The 14923-nt window shown below is 65.2% G+C and carries 12 protein-coding genes; 2 read left to right on the forward strand and 10 right to left on the reverse strand.

Translation table 11 applies throughout. The features are described from left to right. The 8 genes from BV908_RS17300 to BV908_RS17335 all read right to left on the reverse strand — a co-directional run. Nucleotides 1–825: IS630 family transposase (locus tag BV908_RS17300; protein ID WP_103737058.1), on the reverse strand; the 825-nt coding region annotated here is incomplete at its 3' end. Nucleotides 826–903: 78 nt separating this feature from the next. Then, nucleotides 904–1464 carry a hypothetical protein gene (locus tag BV908_RS22240; protein WP_139222812.1) on the reverse strand — a complete coding sequence of 187 codons (561 nt, stop codon included), beginning with the start codon at nucleotides 1462–1464 and terminating at the stop codon, nucleotides 904–906. A 165-nt stretch (nucleotides 1465–1629) separates the two neighbouring features. Next, nucleotides 1630–4356 carry an N-6 DNA methylase gene (locus BV908_RS17310; protein ID WP_053063198.1) on the reverse strand — a complete coding sequence of 909 codons (2727 nt, stop codon included), beginning with the start codon at nucleotides 4354–4356 and terminating at the stop codon, nucleotides 1630–1632. A gap of 115 nt (nucleotides 4357–4471) precedes the next feature. Beyond that, nucleotides 4472–5002, reverse strand: coding sequence for a hypothetical protein (locus tag BV908_RS17315; RefSeq protein WP_103738758.1), 531 nt, complete (start codon nucleotides 5000–5002; stop codon nucleotides 4472–4474). Between the two features lie 127 nt (nucleotides 5003–5129). Next, nucleotides 5130–5588 carry a hypothetical protein gene (locus tag BV908_RS17320; protein ID WP_047783154.1) on the reverse strand — a complete coding sequence of 153 codons (459 nt, stop codon included), beginning with the start codon at nucleotides 5586–5588 and terminating at the stop codon, nucleotides 5130–5132. Then, the gene (locus BV908_RS17325; RefSeq protein ID WP_047783153.1) at nucleotides 5585–7660 is read right to left on the reverse strand and encodes a hypothetical protein; all 2076 of its coding nucleotides are present in this window, start codon (nucleotides 7658–7660) and stop codon (nucleotides 5585–5587) included. The genes BV908_RS17320 and BV908_RS17325 overlap by 4 nt, the downstream gene beginning before the upstream one ends. Beyond that, entirely contained in the window at nucleotides 7657–9183 is a 1527-nt protein-coding gene (locus tag BV908_RS17330) for a site-specific integrase (protein WP_139222813.1), read from the reverse strand. Before BV908_RS17330 ends, BV908_RS17325 begins: the two co-directional genes overlap by 4 nt. Beyond that, the gene (locus BV908_RS17335; protein WP_059400425.1) at nucleotides 9176–10354 is read right to left on the reverse strand and encodes a tyrosine-type recombinase/integrase; all 1179 of its coding nucleotides are present in this window, start codon (nucleotides 10352–10354) and stop codon (nucleotides 9176–9178) included. Before BV908_RS17335 ends, BV908_RS17330 begins: the two co-directional genes overlap by 8 nt. Before the next feature lie 249 nt (nucleotides 10355–10603). On the opposite strand from BV908_RS17335, the gene BV908_RS17340 reads away from it, so the two are divergent. Next, a complete protein-coding gene (locus BV908_RS17340) occupies nucleotides 10604–11317 on the forward strand; it encodes a phosphoadenosine phosphosulfate reductase family protein (protein WP_242455315.1) in 714 nt (237 codons plus the stop codon). Here BV908_RS17340 and BV908_RS17345 read toward each other — a convergent pair. Then, complete coding sequence (locus BV908_RS17345; protein ID WP_246867538.1) at nucleotides 11302–11595, reverse strand: hypothetical protein; 294 nt, start codon at nucleotides 11593–11595, stop codon at nucleotides 11302–11304. The two genes, BV908_RS17340 and BV908_RS17345, sit on opposite strands and share 16 nt — an antisense overlap. A gap of 454 nt (nucleotides 11596–12049) precedes the next feature. Then, nucleotides 12050–12487, reverse strand: coding sequence for an HU family DNA-binding protein (locus BV908_RS17350; protein ID WP_059400426.1), 438 nt, complete (start codon nucleotides 12485–12487; stop codon nucleotides 12050–12052). A gap of 240 nt (nucleotides 12488–12727) precedes the next feature. On the opposite strand from BV908_RS17350, the gene BV908_RS17355 reads away from it, so the two are divergent. Beyond that, nucleotides 12728–14884 (forward strand): ParB N-terminal domain-containing protein, encoded by a 2157-nt coding sequence (locus tag BV908_RS17355; RefSeq protein ID WP_059400427.1) that lies wholly within the window; start codon nucleotides 12728–12730, stop codon nucleotides 14882–14884. Nucleotides 14885–14923 lie beyond the last annotated feature (39 nt).

Consider the following 14923-nt stretch of genomic DNA (forward strand, 5'->3'; position numbering starts at 1 on the left):
GGCGAACCATGCCCTGATTGAGGCGGTCTTGTGCGTGCCGTAGTTGTCCATCACCAGATGCACGTCCAGCCCCGCAGGCACGTTGGCTTCGATGGTACGCAGAAATTGCAGGAACTCCGCGCTGCGATGGCGCCGATGCAACTCCCCGATCACTTCGCCCGTGGCAATGTCCAGCGCCGCAAACAGCGTCGTCGTGCCGTGGCGCATGTAATCGTGGGTGCGCCGCTCGGCAATGCCCGGTGCCAGCGGTAGTATCGGCTGTGTGCGGTCCAGCGCCTGGATCTGGCTCTTCTCATCCACGCACAACACCATCGCCTTGAGCGGCGGATCCAGGTACAGGCCGACAATGTCGCGCACCTTCTCGACGAACAGCGGATCACTGGAGAGTTTGAATGTTTCCTGGCGGTGCGGCTGCAAGCCAAAAGCCCGCCAGATTCGGCTCACAGCCGTCTGTGACACATCCATGGCGCGCGCCATGCTGCGCGTGCTCCAGTGCGTGGCACCGGCGGGCACACACTCCAGCGTCTTGGCAATGACGGCATCGACTCGGGCATCGTCAATCGTACGCGGCGCACCCGGGCGCGGCGCATCAAACAGACCGTCCAGGCGCAGCTGGACAAACCGACCGCGCCACTTCGATACCGTTTGCTGAGTGACCCGTTGACGCGCTGCCACCACCTTGTTTTCCAGGCCCTCGGCACAGGCCAGCACAATGCGTGCTCGCAAGGCCAGGGCCTGCGCTGTCTTGCGACGCTTGGTCAGCGCGATCAGTTGTTCGCGCTCCGTCGCGCTCAACACCAATGGAGTCTTTGGTCTTCCGCTCATGGGCACCTCGTCGTGCAACACACTACACGACTGACTGCATTGGCAGAAAATAATTCAATGAATTTTTAACTCACGACACTAGAGCGTCATCTTCACCCACAGGTGGCGCAAGTGGATTGAAGGCAGACTGTTCCGGCTATGCACTGACTCATGTACCGCAATGCCGGCCGTGGGGTCTTGACCATGAGTTACCAGCGCATCGGCGACCGACCAGCCGGGAGTACCACTGGTGTGTAAGTCATGAATCCAGCCACTGATCAAAGCAAGCCAATGATCGAAGCTTTGTTCCTGCACGTACGCGATCAAGGCTGCACGAACATGCGCAGCACCATGCTTGCCCTCCTTGTAGCGTTGGATACCTCCACCCACTCCAACGCGTGTCACGACGTATTCGCGCTCGTCTCGTCCCGAGCCGACGGGAATGGGCAGTCGCTTGCATTCAATTGGCAAAATCGTCTCGAAATCACTGTAGCTCCGACCTTGCACGATCAGCGCATCGCCTGCAGCCGCAGCCACGAGATCGATCTTGCGCGAGACATGTGTCTCATCAGCTTCCTCCACACGAAATTGCAGGCAATCCCAGCCTGGAGTCTTGCGTGCTGCACTGTTGAGGTGGGCGCACAGTTGCGACGTAAGCATCGTCTCGCTGGTGCGTAGAGGTCGATCAGGCCGGTCTCGCCAGCGGGGGAGCTGTCCGAGAATAAAGTCCAGGATGGCGGCACGAGATTGGCCTTCGGCAAGAAACCCCGAGGCCAATTGGCCCAATGCGTGAGAGGTAGATCCGTCCGCCAGCATCGCGCCTCGCTAGTAGCCCTGGGCCCGCAGATCTGCCAAGATGTCATCGGCATCGCGCAGTCCGACGGAGCGCATCCAGTAGCGCAAACGGTCAGGTTTCAGTATGAACAGGAAACGGTGGTCATACAGTCGGCAGATGCGCGTGAGAGCCAGGTGCTGGTGCGATGGTGCGTGCAGCAAAGCCGAGATGCGGTCTCGCAGTTCTTCCGCCCCTGACCAATCGATCTGAGCGTCGCCAAACGCGTAGGCTTGGCACACCGCACCCGACCAACTGAACTGGCCACGCAGCCCGAAGCTGGGTGACCCGTATAGTGCGTTGACCTGATTCGCCAGAACCTCCGCGTACACCTGGAGGTCTTCATCGGCGACCTGGCGCATCGCTATCGACGATTCCCCCAGCCGTATCAGATCCGACTGGTAGTCCACGATGTCGTCGACCACGATGCGCTCGTTGTCGCTCAGATCGAACGATCCGTCAGCAGGGTATGGAATCGAGTAGATATCGTCGGCCTGCAGCGCAGTCGCCTTTTGAGCGAACAGCCCGGGGCTGGTCAGAGCCAAATAGGCCCGCAGAGTGCGCTTTTCGGCGCTCATCCAACGATCAATGGCGTTGAGCTTTGGCAAGTCCTTCTGCGGCGCGCAGAAGCCAACCATCCGCTGGCTATACGTTAGGTAGTGCCCTTGCCATACTGCGTGGGCGAGGTGCATCTGTTCACGCACCAGCAACATTGGCGGGGTGAAGCGTCGCTCGGTATACGCCGAGCGGAAAAACTCGTCTTTCAGGGGCTGAATCTGGGACTCGTCGATGCCGCTTGTCGTCAACGCCTTGGAGGGCAGATAGGGATGTCCTGTTAGATGGGGCGCGCGCTTACGCTGGACTTTTTTGCCAACAATGAAGCCTTCGCCAACGTCCCAATCCCGCTGTTCCGCATATTGGCGCAGCGTGCGCATCTGTGCTAACCGGTTCACAAGCGACAAGGTTCGACCGCCTCCCAGGAGGTTTGCACGCCAGAGGCGGTCGTTCGTCTGTGCAACGCGATATGGCACGACGTGCAGGTCGTAGTAGTCCAGATCCAGTCCCTGCTCGGCGTCAATGCGGCCGGTTCGGCGGAACGTTGCATGGAGCAAAGTGGCGGTGTCGGGACGGACTCGCTTTTGCGCCACGACAACAATGACTTTGGTATCGGCATCGCCCTTCTGGAAAAGGCCACGCACCGAAACGAAGTCCAGGATCTCGCGCACCCAGTAGCGCTCCAGGTACTGCTGCCGAAACGCGAGCGCATTCTGGTTGTACAAAAAGTTGTACTGCTGCAGCATGGAGATCGTTGCACCGTCCTCCATGATCTCGCTGGCCTCGTGCAGAAAGAGGTAGCCCGCCTGCTTGTCGGGGAGTTTCTTGTGATGCTCGGTTTGATACCGTGCATAGGCCCGTTGGGTGGCCGGTGTCTGCAGTGTGGACGCGAACGGTGGATTGCCCAGGACGGCCCCAATTCGGGCCGGCAACTGCCCGGCCTCTTTGGCTGCAAAGAAACAGCCATGATGCAATGTCTGTTGACGCAGGTTCGGGAACAGCTTGATGCTGCGCCGGATCTGTGCCGGCTGCAAGGCGTCGCACATGGCCAAGCACAGGCTGAAACCGGCGAGTTCGACGGCGTCCTCCTCAAGATCGACCCCATGGACGAAAGCCAGCAAGCTCTGCAGCACATGCTTGTCCGGGCGCCGCCACTGATGACGCAGGCGCCAGTGCAACACTAGGCGCTTGTAGGCCTCCACCAGGAACACGCCGGAGCCGCAAGACGGATCCAGCACCACTTGGTTGTGCGAAGTGATGTGGTCAAGTGCATCCCAGTTCAGGGCTTCCTCCACCAGGAACCGCACTAGGAATGGAGGGGTGTAGACCGAGCTGTCCTCGTTCTCCACAAACAACTGGTAGATCTGGCTGATCAACTCGACCGGCAAGTCCCGGAACGAATACAGATCCCACAGCGACAGCTGGCCCGTCTGATTCTCACGTGCTTCGATCATTCGAGCGAAGCGCTCCAACTGCTGGGTGCTCAGAAGCTTGTCCACTTCCGACGGTTCCAGTGTGAACACGTTGCCGTTGAACCGGTCTTCCAAGGCTGCAAGCAACTTGACCAGAGCCGGTCCGTTACCCAAAACCTCGAAAAAGCGTTGTGCATCGGGCTGAAAAGCTGCAAAAAAACCTTCGCCGAAAACGCCTCGTTGTTCTAGGTAGGCAATCAGCAACGACAGGATCAACAACCGGCGACGCAAACGCTTCGGAAGAATGTTCTTCTCGTCGAGATAGCTGCTCAGCCGCTTGAACGCATCGAACAGGCTTTTGTGTGCTGCCTTGCTGTTCGACAGAAGCAGGTCACAGGTTGCAGGATCCGTCCACAGTGTTCCGCTACGGATACTGTCCTCATCCCACCAGGGATCGAGCTCTATTGCCGTAGCCAGATCCAGATACTTGATTGGGTTGCACTGGATGCGCCCGTCATCAGTGAGAAAGTCGGGACGATGCGCACAACGGAACAACTGCAGCAATCCTGGCGTACGCCGATACACCAAGGGCACGCCACCCCAACTCCAGAGCATGCGGTGACGCTCGGCAAACTCCCGATCATCAGCCAACGTGTTGACGCCATAGATGAAGGCTTGCGCCGAGGCACGTCTACCGTGCTGTTCAATCTCGAAGAACACGGCGTCAGCCCCGTACTCGGCTGCCTTCTCCATGGTGGCGACTTCTTCGGGTGGACGGCCATCGGGCAGGTAGCCGAGTACCCGCACAAGCCCCTTTACTTGTGCGCCGGTGTCTGGTCGCAGCCAAGCATCCCACCAAGGCGGACGATTACCCATGGTTCGACCGCTCTCGATGTCGAGGCACCATCTCACGCGCGACACGTCCTTGACGTCCGACAGCCTTTGCGGTGGCGGGGTTGTGTTGCGTGCCAGTGGCGGAGAGTCCCACGTCTCGCTGTACCAGCGGCGTCGGTAGTAGATAGGAGTCGATGGCCAGGAAAATAGGTCCCAGCGCGACAACCAAGCCATCGTCGATCAGAGGTGCTGTATCGACGTATTCGCATGTTGCATCGTGGGCCCGCAAGATCAAGCAGGCCTGCTTGCTGACTTTGCGCGGTGCCGTCAAGCTCGCAGCGATCGATTCGCAGAGAGCAGAGACGATGCTTCTCCTAAGACCATACACCGTCTCCAGCCGACAGAGCACCACCACCAACATCACATCATGGTTTGAGTACACGCGAGCCACCCGCGCCTCAGCATGCCTACGCGCGAAACGTGGCAATTCAGCCAGCAGCCCGCGCATCTGGTCGCGCGAGTAGCCCGTGAGTTCGCACAGGTCGCTGATGGTTATGGATCGCATCTGCGTATTTTACACGCAGACATGCGTATGATCAACGCAGCTCTATGCATTTGCAGCGCAGAACGGTCCGGTTCTGCGAGGAGTGATATCTCCGTTCAGAGCACGAGGCGTGCCAATCATTCTTGAGCTACGTCGAGCCAGTGTGATGTGGTTGGTGGGGAGGTGTGCGATTGCCCCTGCGGTTCAGTGGTGGCAGCGGCTGATCCAGGAAGTGCTGGGTCAGCCCGCGCGAGCTGGCGTGGTAGGCCCACCGATGGAACTGCTCGAGCAGCAGCATCTCGCGCCTGCGGAGTTCCGCGTTCTCCTGTTGCAGGCGATGAACCCGATCCATCGCGGCCTGCAAGGCAGCGGATACAGGCCGGCCCGGCTTGACTCTCACCGACGCTGGAGTCGCGTTGCGGCAGACGTCGTACGCGATGCGGATCGGAGCGTGCTTGAACAGGGCCTGCCGTGTGTAGGCGCAGCCAAACCGTTTTTCGGCGGCCTGGATGAGCGCCGGCCACGTCAGCCGGCCCTCCCAGGCGCGGACCATCGTCAGGATGGCCTCTACCCGCTCTGGCGTGAGGTTAGGGGAACGTCGTGTCATGAATGGGATTTCCTGGATGAGGGGGTGGAAGTTGCGCCGGTCGGCGCTGCGAGCCGCAGAGCGTCGACGCCGGCCAGCCGATCACGGGCGGCGCTCTCGGAGAGGGAATCGGCTCCGCCGGTGCTGAGCTGGATCACAGCGCCGTCCTCGATCGCCGGGTCCCGCAAGATGGTCAGCAACTGGTCCAGCCGCTCCACGGTGGCTAGGTGGGTGGCAACCCAGTCCGCCGCGCCGTACACCCCCTCGGCAGCGGCGGCCTGCGCGGTCCTGAGTTGCGCCGACGCCTGCTCCAACGCGGCGGCCACGCGTTCGGTCTTGCCATCGATCCCCTTGATGCAGACGTGCTCCCGGCAGTCCAGGCAGTTGCGGAACATCTCGCACGGAGCCGAGGCGAAGTCATGGATGCAGAAGCCGTACAACGTTGTATGCGCTGTCGGCACGGCCATCGCCGCGTATTCGTCGCGCGACACCGGTAGATGCTTCGGAATCTCCGCCAGCGGGCCGATGACTTTCGCGTGATCGCCCACCACAGAACGGATGTGTGCCACGATCTCCTGGCTGGAGACGTGGTCGTAGGCCGCGTTCTGACGGATGTCCCTGCGGCCGCTCCACTTGGCGATGTCCACCTGGGACAGATTCGCGCCCTGGGCCAGGGTATTGAGCCAGTGCCGGAACTGGTGGCTCTTGATGGACAGCGTGCGATTCGGGTCGAGCCCGACGCGCTGGAACACGGTGACACTGCCGGCCTTGGCGTTCTGGCCGAGCCCATTGCCCACATGGTGGTACTTCAGCGGCTCCAGCATGCACGAGCTGCCGACACCGGTTCGGAACAACCTCGCGGGGATGACCAGCAGCGCCTCACCGTACTTCAGTCCGGTCCTGGCGTCTGCATAGGGAAAGTGCGGCGGCAACTGGTGGACGACGTGGCGCTCGAAGTCAGCGAATCGAACCACCATCGCTGGGATGTGGCCCGCCACGCGCACCACCATCGTGACGGGAAGCCCCGCGCTCTGCACCCAGGTGCGCGCGTGGTTCCGCTTGCTCACACCCCCGAGTCCCAGGAGATCGGCGATGTCCTCGAAGTCGATGAACTCCTGCGTGCGCAGGTGCTCCCATTCCGGCGGCAGGTAGATCCGCGTCGGGTTCGCCTCGTACCATCGGGCGAGGTGGCGGGCGTGTTCCGTGAGGCCGCGAATCCTGCGCAACGCCTCGCGCACCACGTCCGCCATCCCGGGCAGGATCAGCTTGACGTGGCCGTCGTAGCCTTTGGAGCCCGCCCAGCGCAGGCCAAGATGTCGTACCTCGCCATCGCCCGGAACGTCCACCTCGCAGTCCGCAGGCAAGGCCAGCACCTCGTTGAAGCGCTCCGGCGCGGCGCACAGGATGGCCGCCACGGACGTGATGAGCACGTCCCTCGGGTCGGATGCCAGATGGAATGCGCGCGCCAGGGCGTCCAGGGCTGCGGGGGCAGGCATCAGCCTGCGCTTGCGGGCCTCGAAGGCTTCGCCGATGCGACCGTAGGTACTGCCCCGGCGCATCGCGTAGCGCCAGGTGCCGGTCGTGTGGGCGCACAGCATCCGGTCTTCCAGAAACCGGGCGATCTGCCCGAGGCGGAAGCCGATCCCGTCGAGGGATGCATCGCCGCGGCCGTCGTCCATGGCAGTCACGGCGGCGTCGAAGGTGGTCCGGTCGATCTCTGCTGCGGAGGCGAGCCGCTGCTTCCTCATGGCAATGCCGAGTACGTGGAACGCCTGCACCGCCCGCAGCGCCGCGCTTGCCGAGCGCTGGGCCAGCTCGCTTCGCACGTAGGCCTTGGCCAGCGCGCGAACCTTGGGCGACAGTGTTTGCCCGCCGGCGCCGGGCACCTTGATGAAGAAGAAGCGCACGCGGGCCTGCTTGGCCCGCCGGTCCCCCTGGGCCAGGTAGTGCTCGGTCACGTCCCAGCAATCCGAATCGAACTCCAGGTCCTTCCCGAAGGCCGTGAGTTCGTTCCGAGCGTTGGCGATGAAGGCGTCCAGCTTGGCCTGCGCATCGCGCAATGCCCTGGGTTTCAGTCGGGTCACGGTGGTCATGCGGCCTCCCGTTCATGCTGAGAGTCCCGGCAACGCTGGACCACCTCGGCCACCGCAAGGATCGTCAGGTCGTTCACGGAGGCGACGCGAAGGTCGGTCGATGTCGCCAGCGCCGACCGCTCGCTGAGCAGGCCATCGAGCAGCGCCTCATGAGGGGCGTCGATCCAGGGGTGGAAGTACGAGCAGGTGTAGCAGGCCAGTGGCGCAGCGAGACGGCAGAAGTCGTGCTTGCCGCACCGGCCGATCGCGTCGAACGCTTCGGCCGACACGTGGTGAACGAGCCGTCCCTCGCTACTGTCGTCGCGCACTGCCAGGGTGCCGGCGAAGGCCTGGGCAAGCGGAGCGATCTGCAACGCAAGTGCCTTGTCGATGCGCTCGATCATGGCCGACCGCGTTTCGACATAGACCAGGCTGGAATCGAACCAACTGTGATCCAGCAGGTCCGCGATGACGGGCGCCGAGCATCCTTCGGCCGCCGCCCGGGTGCCGAGCGTGCGTCTCAGGCGGATGGGCGACATCACCAGAGGTTTCCCCGTGCGATGGGAGACCACTTCCAGTTTCTGGAACAGCCGACAGAGCTTGTCGCTGACGCCCCGGCCGGTGAAGTGGCCGAGCAGCCCGATCTCGGCCATATGCGGGGTTCTGGTGAACTGCGCCGAGGGGAAGATGGGCGCCTCGCCCACAGGCAGCCCGTGTCGCTGTGCCCAGTCCGCCGCTGCCTTGCATTGCGCCTGCACCAGGGCGCCGAGGCCGCTGGACAGCTCGCGCGGCCTGAACAGCGTTCGGGGACGGATGCCCTTGCCTTGCTTGAGGCGGGTGACCTGCAGGATGAAGATGCTGCTGCCGTCCTGCCGCTGTGTCGCGCTGAAATCCTTGCACTTCATCGCTGCGAGTTGCAACGGCCGGGTGCCCAGGGTCACGGCCAAGGTCAGGAGGGTGTAGTCGGCCAGGCCAAGGTGGCCGGCAGCGAACTCGCGCCGCATGGCCGTGGTGACACCCTCGTACTCGATGTCGGTCAGCGGGCCGGCGTCCACGTCCATCATGCGCACGGCATTGCCGACCTCATGCGTCTGCGTGACCAGCCGGGGCAAGGCACGATGGAGGTCGACGTCCAGCCCCGGGGTTCCCAGTTCCACCCACAGCAGCAGGTGTTCCTTGAGCCGGCGCAGCCGGTAGCGCTGTCGTACTTCGAGGGATTCACCGTACCGAACCACGTCGTTCAAGGCGATGGCGTCGAGGGGGTGTGGCGGCGCTGCGTGGCGAAGCAGCCTCCGGTATGCCGACAGCGCCTGGGCGGCACGCGATGGTGAGATCGAGACCAGCAAGGCGGCGCACACGTCCTTGATGCACTGCCGCAGCCGGGTTGACGCCCCGGGCAGGTTGTCGAAGTTGAAGGAAGCGATTCCTCCGGCCGTCGGAATCTTCCAGATGTCGTCGGCGGGATCGAACAGGTAGCCGTCGAGCGTCCGCGACATCGTGCGGTTGCAGGACCTGGTCGAGGTGCGGATGGGTTGTTCAGGCATCGCGAGACACCTCCTCGCCCAATACCTTGCGCTGGATCTCCACCGAGGCCTGCACTGCCAGGCGGCGGGTGCGGCGGTGCAGGTAGGTTTCTGCGCTGCGCGAGGATTCGGACCATCCCATGGCGTGGTTGCGTGCCCGGCGCTCGTCGCCCGGCGTCATCCCGGCGCGGTCGGCGATCTCAGAGAAATCCTCGTTCCAGGTGTGCCGCAGTACATGGGAGGAGAACGCATCACCAAGCTGGGGATGGTGCCGTCGCAACCCCTGGAAGATCTTTGTCACGGCAGACAGCGACAACGGATCGCCTGTGGCGGTGACGAACAGGAAGTCGTGCCGGAGCGCGCCAGCGATCCTGGCGCGGTGCTGCACGATGTGCTGGTGCGTCAGGTAAGCCAGTTCCTCGCTGATGCCGATGCTGCGCTCGCGCGTCTTGGTGTTCGGCTGGGCCATCCGGGGATCGGTCTTGTCATCGGGCCGACGCACGACGTCGGCCAGGTTGCGGCGAAAGTCGATGCTGCGTATCCGCAGGCCCAGCAGTTCCCCACGCCGCAGGCCGGTGCCAAGACCCCAGAGAGCCAGCAGCCGGTTGCGGTCGCGCAGGAACGCGGTCGACCAAGGGTTCTCCGCCGATGCGGGGTCGATGGCATGGAGCAGAAGTGCTCTGGCCTGCGCGTCCAGGCCGACCCGATGCCTGCTGGAGCGCGCCGAAGGTGCGCGGGCGGTCAGCCGCGCAAGGAACTCGCGCAGCATCACCATGTAGTTCGCCCGCTGTTCGAGGGTGGCGCACGTTTGTGAGGCAGCGGCCTGACCCAGCCACGACAGATAGGCGCGGCAGTATTGCAGCCGGATGGCGGCCGTGCTGACGGCGACCGTGGCTGGCGTTGCTCGCGCCAGAGGGGCCTCTTCTTTGCGATCGGTTCCGCCACTGCGAAGTGGCAGATACGCCAGCGCGGCGAGGTCATCCAACTCGTGCAAGTCGAGGAACCGAGCGTTGGCGAAACGATTCTGCAGGTCAATGCCGCGGAGGTCTTCAAACGCGAGGAGGAACTGGACCCCTCGCAGGGCCTGTTCGATGGTCGCGGGAGAGCCACTGCGCGGGCGAACCTCCGTCATGGCATAGACGCAGGCGGCGAACACCGGCATGCCGGTGTTCGCCGACACCAGCGCGGGCATGCGCTCGCCGGTGCTGAACAGGATGGTGCGGATGCGATGGTGGGATTGGAGTTGTCTTGAAGGGGATGCTCGGAATCTGGGAATCAAGGTGATCGCTTTCGGAGTTAACAGATGGGTCAAAGTACCCCATAACGCCAGGCAACCATGTCCTGCTCTGTGAGTGTCAACAGCCCCGCGCCCCTCTTGGATCAAGGGGGTTCAGGGAGGTTGTTCACACAAAGCAGATTCGGTCGCCCTAATACCTCGGAGATGAAGACGCAGATCATCGCCAGGGCAATCCGCGCACGGCACCCTGTCGGCCCCGTAGTCTCCGCGCTCGGGCTGCGCTGGGAGGAGAGCGCCGCGCGGTCGCGCCAGCCGGTCGCCAAGCGCGATGCGGCGCTGACCCGCGCGCGCGGCCTGGGCCTGACCTGGAACGCCATCATCCATTGGCCGCGCCGCGACGTGCTCGACTACATCAGCCTGCACGGCGGCGTGCTGCACGAGGCCTACCGCATCTACGGCAGCAGCCGCGTGTCCTGCGCCTTCTGCGTGCTGGCCTCGCGCAGCGACCTGGGCGCCGCATCGCGCTGCGGGGACAACGCCGCCGTCTACCGGGAACTGGTGGCGCTGGAGGCGCGCAGCACGTTCTCGTTCCAGCCGGGCGGCTGGCTGGGCGACGTGGCCCCCGACCTGCTCGACGCGCCGCTGTGGGCCGGGGTCGCCGAGGCCAAGGAGCGGGCCGCGGCGCGGCAGGCCGCGGAAGCCGAGATTCCCCCGCACCTGCTCTATGAAGCGGGCTGGCCGGTGTGCATGCCGACGCCCGCCGAGGCCCGCCACCTCGCCTCGGTGCGCCGACGTGTGGCGCGGGCGGTCGGTATCGCGGTGGATTGTCTCGACGGCGCGGCCGTCAGCGCTCGCTATGCCGAACTGATGCGCCAGCGCGCGCAGCGGGGCGCGCGGGCTTCTCAGTTCACGTGCTGATGCACGAGCCGCAGGAACTCGGGACGCAGCATGCGCCCGGGGTCGACCTTGAGCGCGTCGCACAGGCCGCTCGGCCAGATTAGTTCGGCCCGCTCGCCGTCCAGGGCCAGGACCGCACGGTCGAATGCCTTCCTTGACGGCGTTCCCGTGCCGATGGCCTGCAGCTCCGTGACGGTTCTCTCCTCGATCCAGAGCCAGTGGCTGCGCGTGCCGACCGGCAGGTCCGCGCGCGTCAGCTCGATCTCGGCCAGGCTGCCATGGGGGGCATCTAGCAGCAACAGAACGGAGAAGGAGACGGGAGCAGACACGGAAAGCAAGACGGACAAAGCGCGTATTGTCCCCGACCCGGGTTCGTGGCGGCAGCATGTGGACGGGCCGGCAGGTGCGCCGGGCACGCAAGTGCCAGTGGTGTGCGGGGCCGGGCGAGGCTCCCACCCATGGACTACGTCACGGGCCTCGTTGCGGTGCGATCCGCCTGCAGCGGCATCGCCTCCGACGCGGCAGCGCTCGGATGAGACCTCGAATTTCCGCGTGGTTGCGGAAGGACTGCCGGGTGCCCCGGCAATGGATGGAGCGGGAGACAGGCTGCTGGCGATGCGAACAGGCGCCGGCTCCCTGCCCGATGTCGCCGCGAGGGTTCGCGCGATTGCGCAACCGCGGCGACCCGGTTGCGCAGCCGCGCGGACCCGCAACCGGTTCCGGATCCGGACGCGCGCCCGGACCCGGACGGGGTCAGAGGGCGGCGTCCTTGAGCTTCTTGAGCGCGCGGGCCTTGATCTTCACCGATGCCGGCTTGGGCGGGAACCAGCGCTCCTCGCCGGTGAACGGATCCTTGCCGAAGCGCTTCTTCTTGGCCGGCACCTTCACCACGTCCAGCTTGAGCAGGCCGGGCAGCGTGAAGGTGCCCACGCCCTTCTTGTCGACCGAGCCGAGGACGGCCGTTTCGAGCGCGGCCAGGACCGCCTTGACCGACTTGGCGTCCACGTCGGCCTGCGCGGCGATGTGATTGACCAGCGCGGTCTTGTTGAGCGCGTCCTTGATGGGCTTGATGGGCGCGGCGGCCTTCGCCGCAGGCGCATCGGCCCGGGCGGTCTTCTTTGCGGGAGCAAAGGCCCTCGCGGTCTTCTTCGCAGGCGCAGCGGCCTTGGCGGTTGTCTTCGCAGTTGCCATGGAATGTTTCCCTTCTTTTGCGTTTGCGGCTGGGGGCGCATGCCCCCGCGTGCATCGAAGCTGCACAGCGGGAATTCTAGAGGGGGCTCGTCGGGCGCTCCCGTTGCCGCGCCAGCCGGTCCCGCGCGCCGCTGCGGGGGGGCAGCCGCGCGTGCCCTTGATGAAGCGCCGGCGGGTGAGAACCTGGACTCACGGACGAGGCATCCCGCCGCGTCCGGCGTCCATCCATCAGGAGCACCCATGAAGATTTCCAAAGCGGAAGTCGAGGCCATCATCGAGGCCTCGCCGCGCACCTACATCCCCTTCAACCAGCTGGTCCTTTCCGTCGACTACCAGGCACGCACGCCCAGCCCTGCGCCGGGCGGCAAGCCGCAGATGAGCCTCACCGAGCTGGCCGCCTCCATCAAGGAATGCGGCGTGCTGCAGAACCTCATCGCGGTCAAGGGCCCGCGCAACCTGCACGAGGTCTGCGCGGGCGGCCGCCGCCTGCAGGCCATCGGGCTGCTGGTGGCCGCAGGCGACCTGCCGGAGAACTACCCCGTGCCCGTGCTGGTCGTGCCCGCCGACCGGGGGCTGCTGTCCAGCCTCACGGAGAACACGTACCACGTGCCGATGCACCCGGCCGACGAGTTCCTCGCCTTCGCCAAGCTCATCGGCATGGGCAGGTCCGTCGAGGACGTGGCGGCGGCGTTCGGCGTCACGCCGCTGGTGGTCAAGCGCCGCATGAAGCTCGCCTCGGTGTCCCCCAAGCTCATGGCGCAGTACCGCGAGAAGAAGATCGACCTCGAATGCCTCATGGTGCTGGCCTCGGTGGACGACCACGAACGCCAGGAACAGGCCTGGGCCGGGCTCGATGCGTGGAACCGCCACCCCGACCACCTGCGCCGCATCCTCACGCAGGGAGAAATCGAGTCCGACCGCAACCCCGTGGCACGCTACGTCACGGTCAAGGCCTACGAGAAGGCGGGCGGTCCCACGCGGCGCGACCTGTTCAGCGAAGACGAGAAGAAGGTCTACCTGCTCGACCCGGTGCTGCTCGACCAGTTGGCCGTGGCCAAGCTGCAGCGCAAGGCCAAGCAGGTCGGCGCCGAGGGCTGGAAGTGGGTGGACGTCCGCGCCCGCTACGTCAGCGACGAATACGCCAAGCATGGCGAGTTGCGCAAGGCCGCGCGCGAGCCCAGCGCCGAGCAAGCCGCCGAACTGGACAACCTGGAGGCGCAGGTCGCCGAGCGCACCCAGCGCATGGACGACATCTGCGACCAGGAGGAAGACGACAGCGCCGCCGAGGAAGAGTACCGCCGCCTGGAAGCCGAGTGCGACGACCTGAACGCCAAGATGGAGGCGATCACCGAGGCGCTGTCGGTCTGGCCGCCCGAACTCATGTCGCAGGCGGGCTGCGTGGTCTACGTGGGCACCGATGCCGCGCCCGCCGTGCGCTACGGCCTGATCCGCCCGGACGACCGCGCCGACATGGCGCAACTGGCCCAGGCCACGCGCAACGGCAGCGCGCTGGCCGGCGAGGGCGATCCCGCGCTGGTGTCCCTGCCCGCCGCGAAGACCCGGCCCGTCCATTCCGACCGCCTGACGCGCAACCTCACCGCGCACCGTGTCGCGGCGATCCAGGCGGAACTGCTGGGCCGTCCCGACGTGGCGGTCGCGGTGGCCACTGCGCAGATGGCGACCAAGCTGCTGATCGACGGCTACCAGCACCTGTACAGCAGCGGCGATCCCCTCACGCTGGGCGTCTCCGACACCCACGCGATCCTGCACCAGGACGCCGACGACATCAAGGCATGCGCGGCGTGGCAGGCGCTGGAGGCCGAGCGCAAGCACTGGCAGGCGCTGCTGCCGCAGAAGGTGGATGCCGTGCTGCCCTGGATGCTCACCCTGGATGCGGCGGCCATCTCGCGCCTGTTCACCTTCCTGGTCGCGCTCACCGTCAGCGGCGTCTATCCCTCCGAGCCGAAAAAGCAGCGCACCGATGGCCTTGCCCTGGCGCTGGGCCTGGACATGAGCAAGTGGTGGAAGGCCACGGCGGGGTCCTACTTCAACCACGTGTCCAAGGCCCGCATCGCCGAAGTCGTGACCGAGGCGGTCAGCGCCCAGGCCGCCGCCCCGCTGCAGGCGCTCAAGAAGGACGCAGCGGCCAGCGGTGCCGAGCAGGCGGTCGCCGCGACCGGATGGCTTCCCGCCATGCTGCGCCTGCCGTCCCCGGACGATGCGGCGCAGCCGGATGCGGCACCCGCCGACGAGGACGAAGGCGAGAGCGACGACGTGCCGGGGCCGCAGGCCGGCGCAGCAGACGACGCCCCGGGCGCGGCCGGGACCGGCGAGGGCGATGCAGACGCCGACGCCGCTGATCCGCAGCCCAAAGAGGCCGTGGCCGAGGGTGCCTGATCCCCGGGCCAGCCCCCCCAGCCCGCGCAGGGCCGAGAG

Source organism: Diaphorobacter sp. LR2014-1 (genome assembly GCF_002916785.1).
Classification (GTDB): domain Bacteria; phylum Pseudomonadota; class Gammaproteobacteria; order Burkholderiales; family Burkholderiaceae_C; genus Diaphorobacter; species Diaphorobacter nitroreducens.

Excerpts from the sequence above, each read along its gene's own strand:
- BV908_RS22240 (WP_139222812.1), bottom strand. The coding sequence starts at position 1,464 with ATGCTTACGTCGCAACTGTGCGCCCACCTCAACAGTGCAGCACGCAAG.
- BV908_RS17310 (WP_053063198.1), bottom strand. The coding sequence starts at position 4,356 with ATGGAGAAGGCAGCCGAGTACGGGGCTGACGCCGTGTTCTTCGAGATT.
- BV908_RS17315 (WP_103738758.1), bottom strand. The coding sequence starts at position 5,002 with ATGCGATCCATAACCATCAGCGACCTGTGCGAACTCACGGGCTACTCG.
- BV908_RS17320 (WP_047783154.1), bottom strand. The coding sequence starts at position 5,588 with ATGACACGACGTTCCCCTAACCTCACGCCAGAGCGGGTAGAGGCCATC.
- BV908_RS17325 (WP_047783153.1), bottom strand. The coding sequence starts at position 7,660 with ATGACCACCGTGACCCGACTGAAACCCAGGGCATTGCGCGATGCGCAG.
- BV908_RS17330 (WP_139222813.1), bottom strand. The coding sequence starts at position 9,183 with ATGCCTGAACAACCCATCCGCACCTCGACCAGGTCCTGCAACCGCACG.
- BV908_RS17335 (WP_059400425.1), bottom strand. The coding sequence starts at position 10,354 with ATGCCCGCGCTGGTGTCGGCGAACACCGGCATGCCGGTGTTCGCCGCC.
- BV908_RS17340 (WP_242455315.1), top strand. The coding sequence starts at position 10,604 with ATGAAGACGCAGATCATCGCCAGGGCAATCCGCGCACGGCACCCTGTC.
- BV908_RS17350 (WP_059400426.1), bottom strand. The coding sequence starts at position 12,487 with ATGGCAACTGCGAAGACAACCGCCAAGGCCGCTGCGCCTGCGAAGAAG.
- BV908_RS17355 (WP_059400427.1), top strand. The coding sequence starts at position 12,728 with ATGAAGATTTCCAAAGCGGAAGTCGAGGCCATCATCGAGGCCTCGCCG.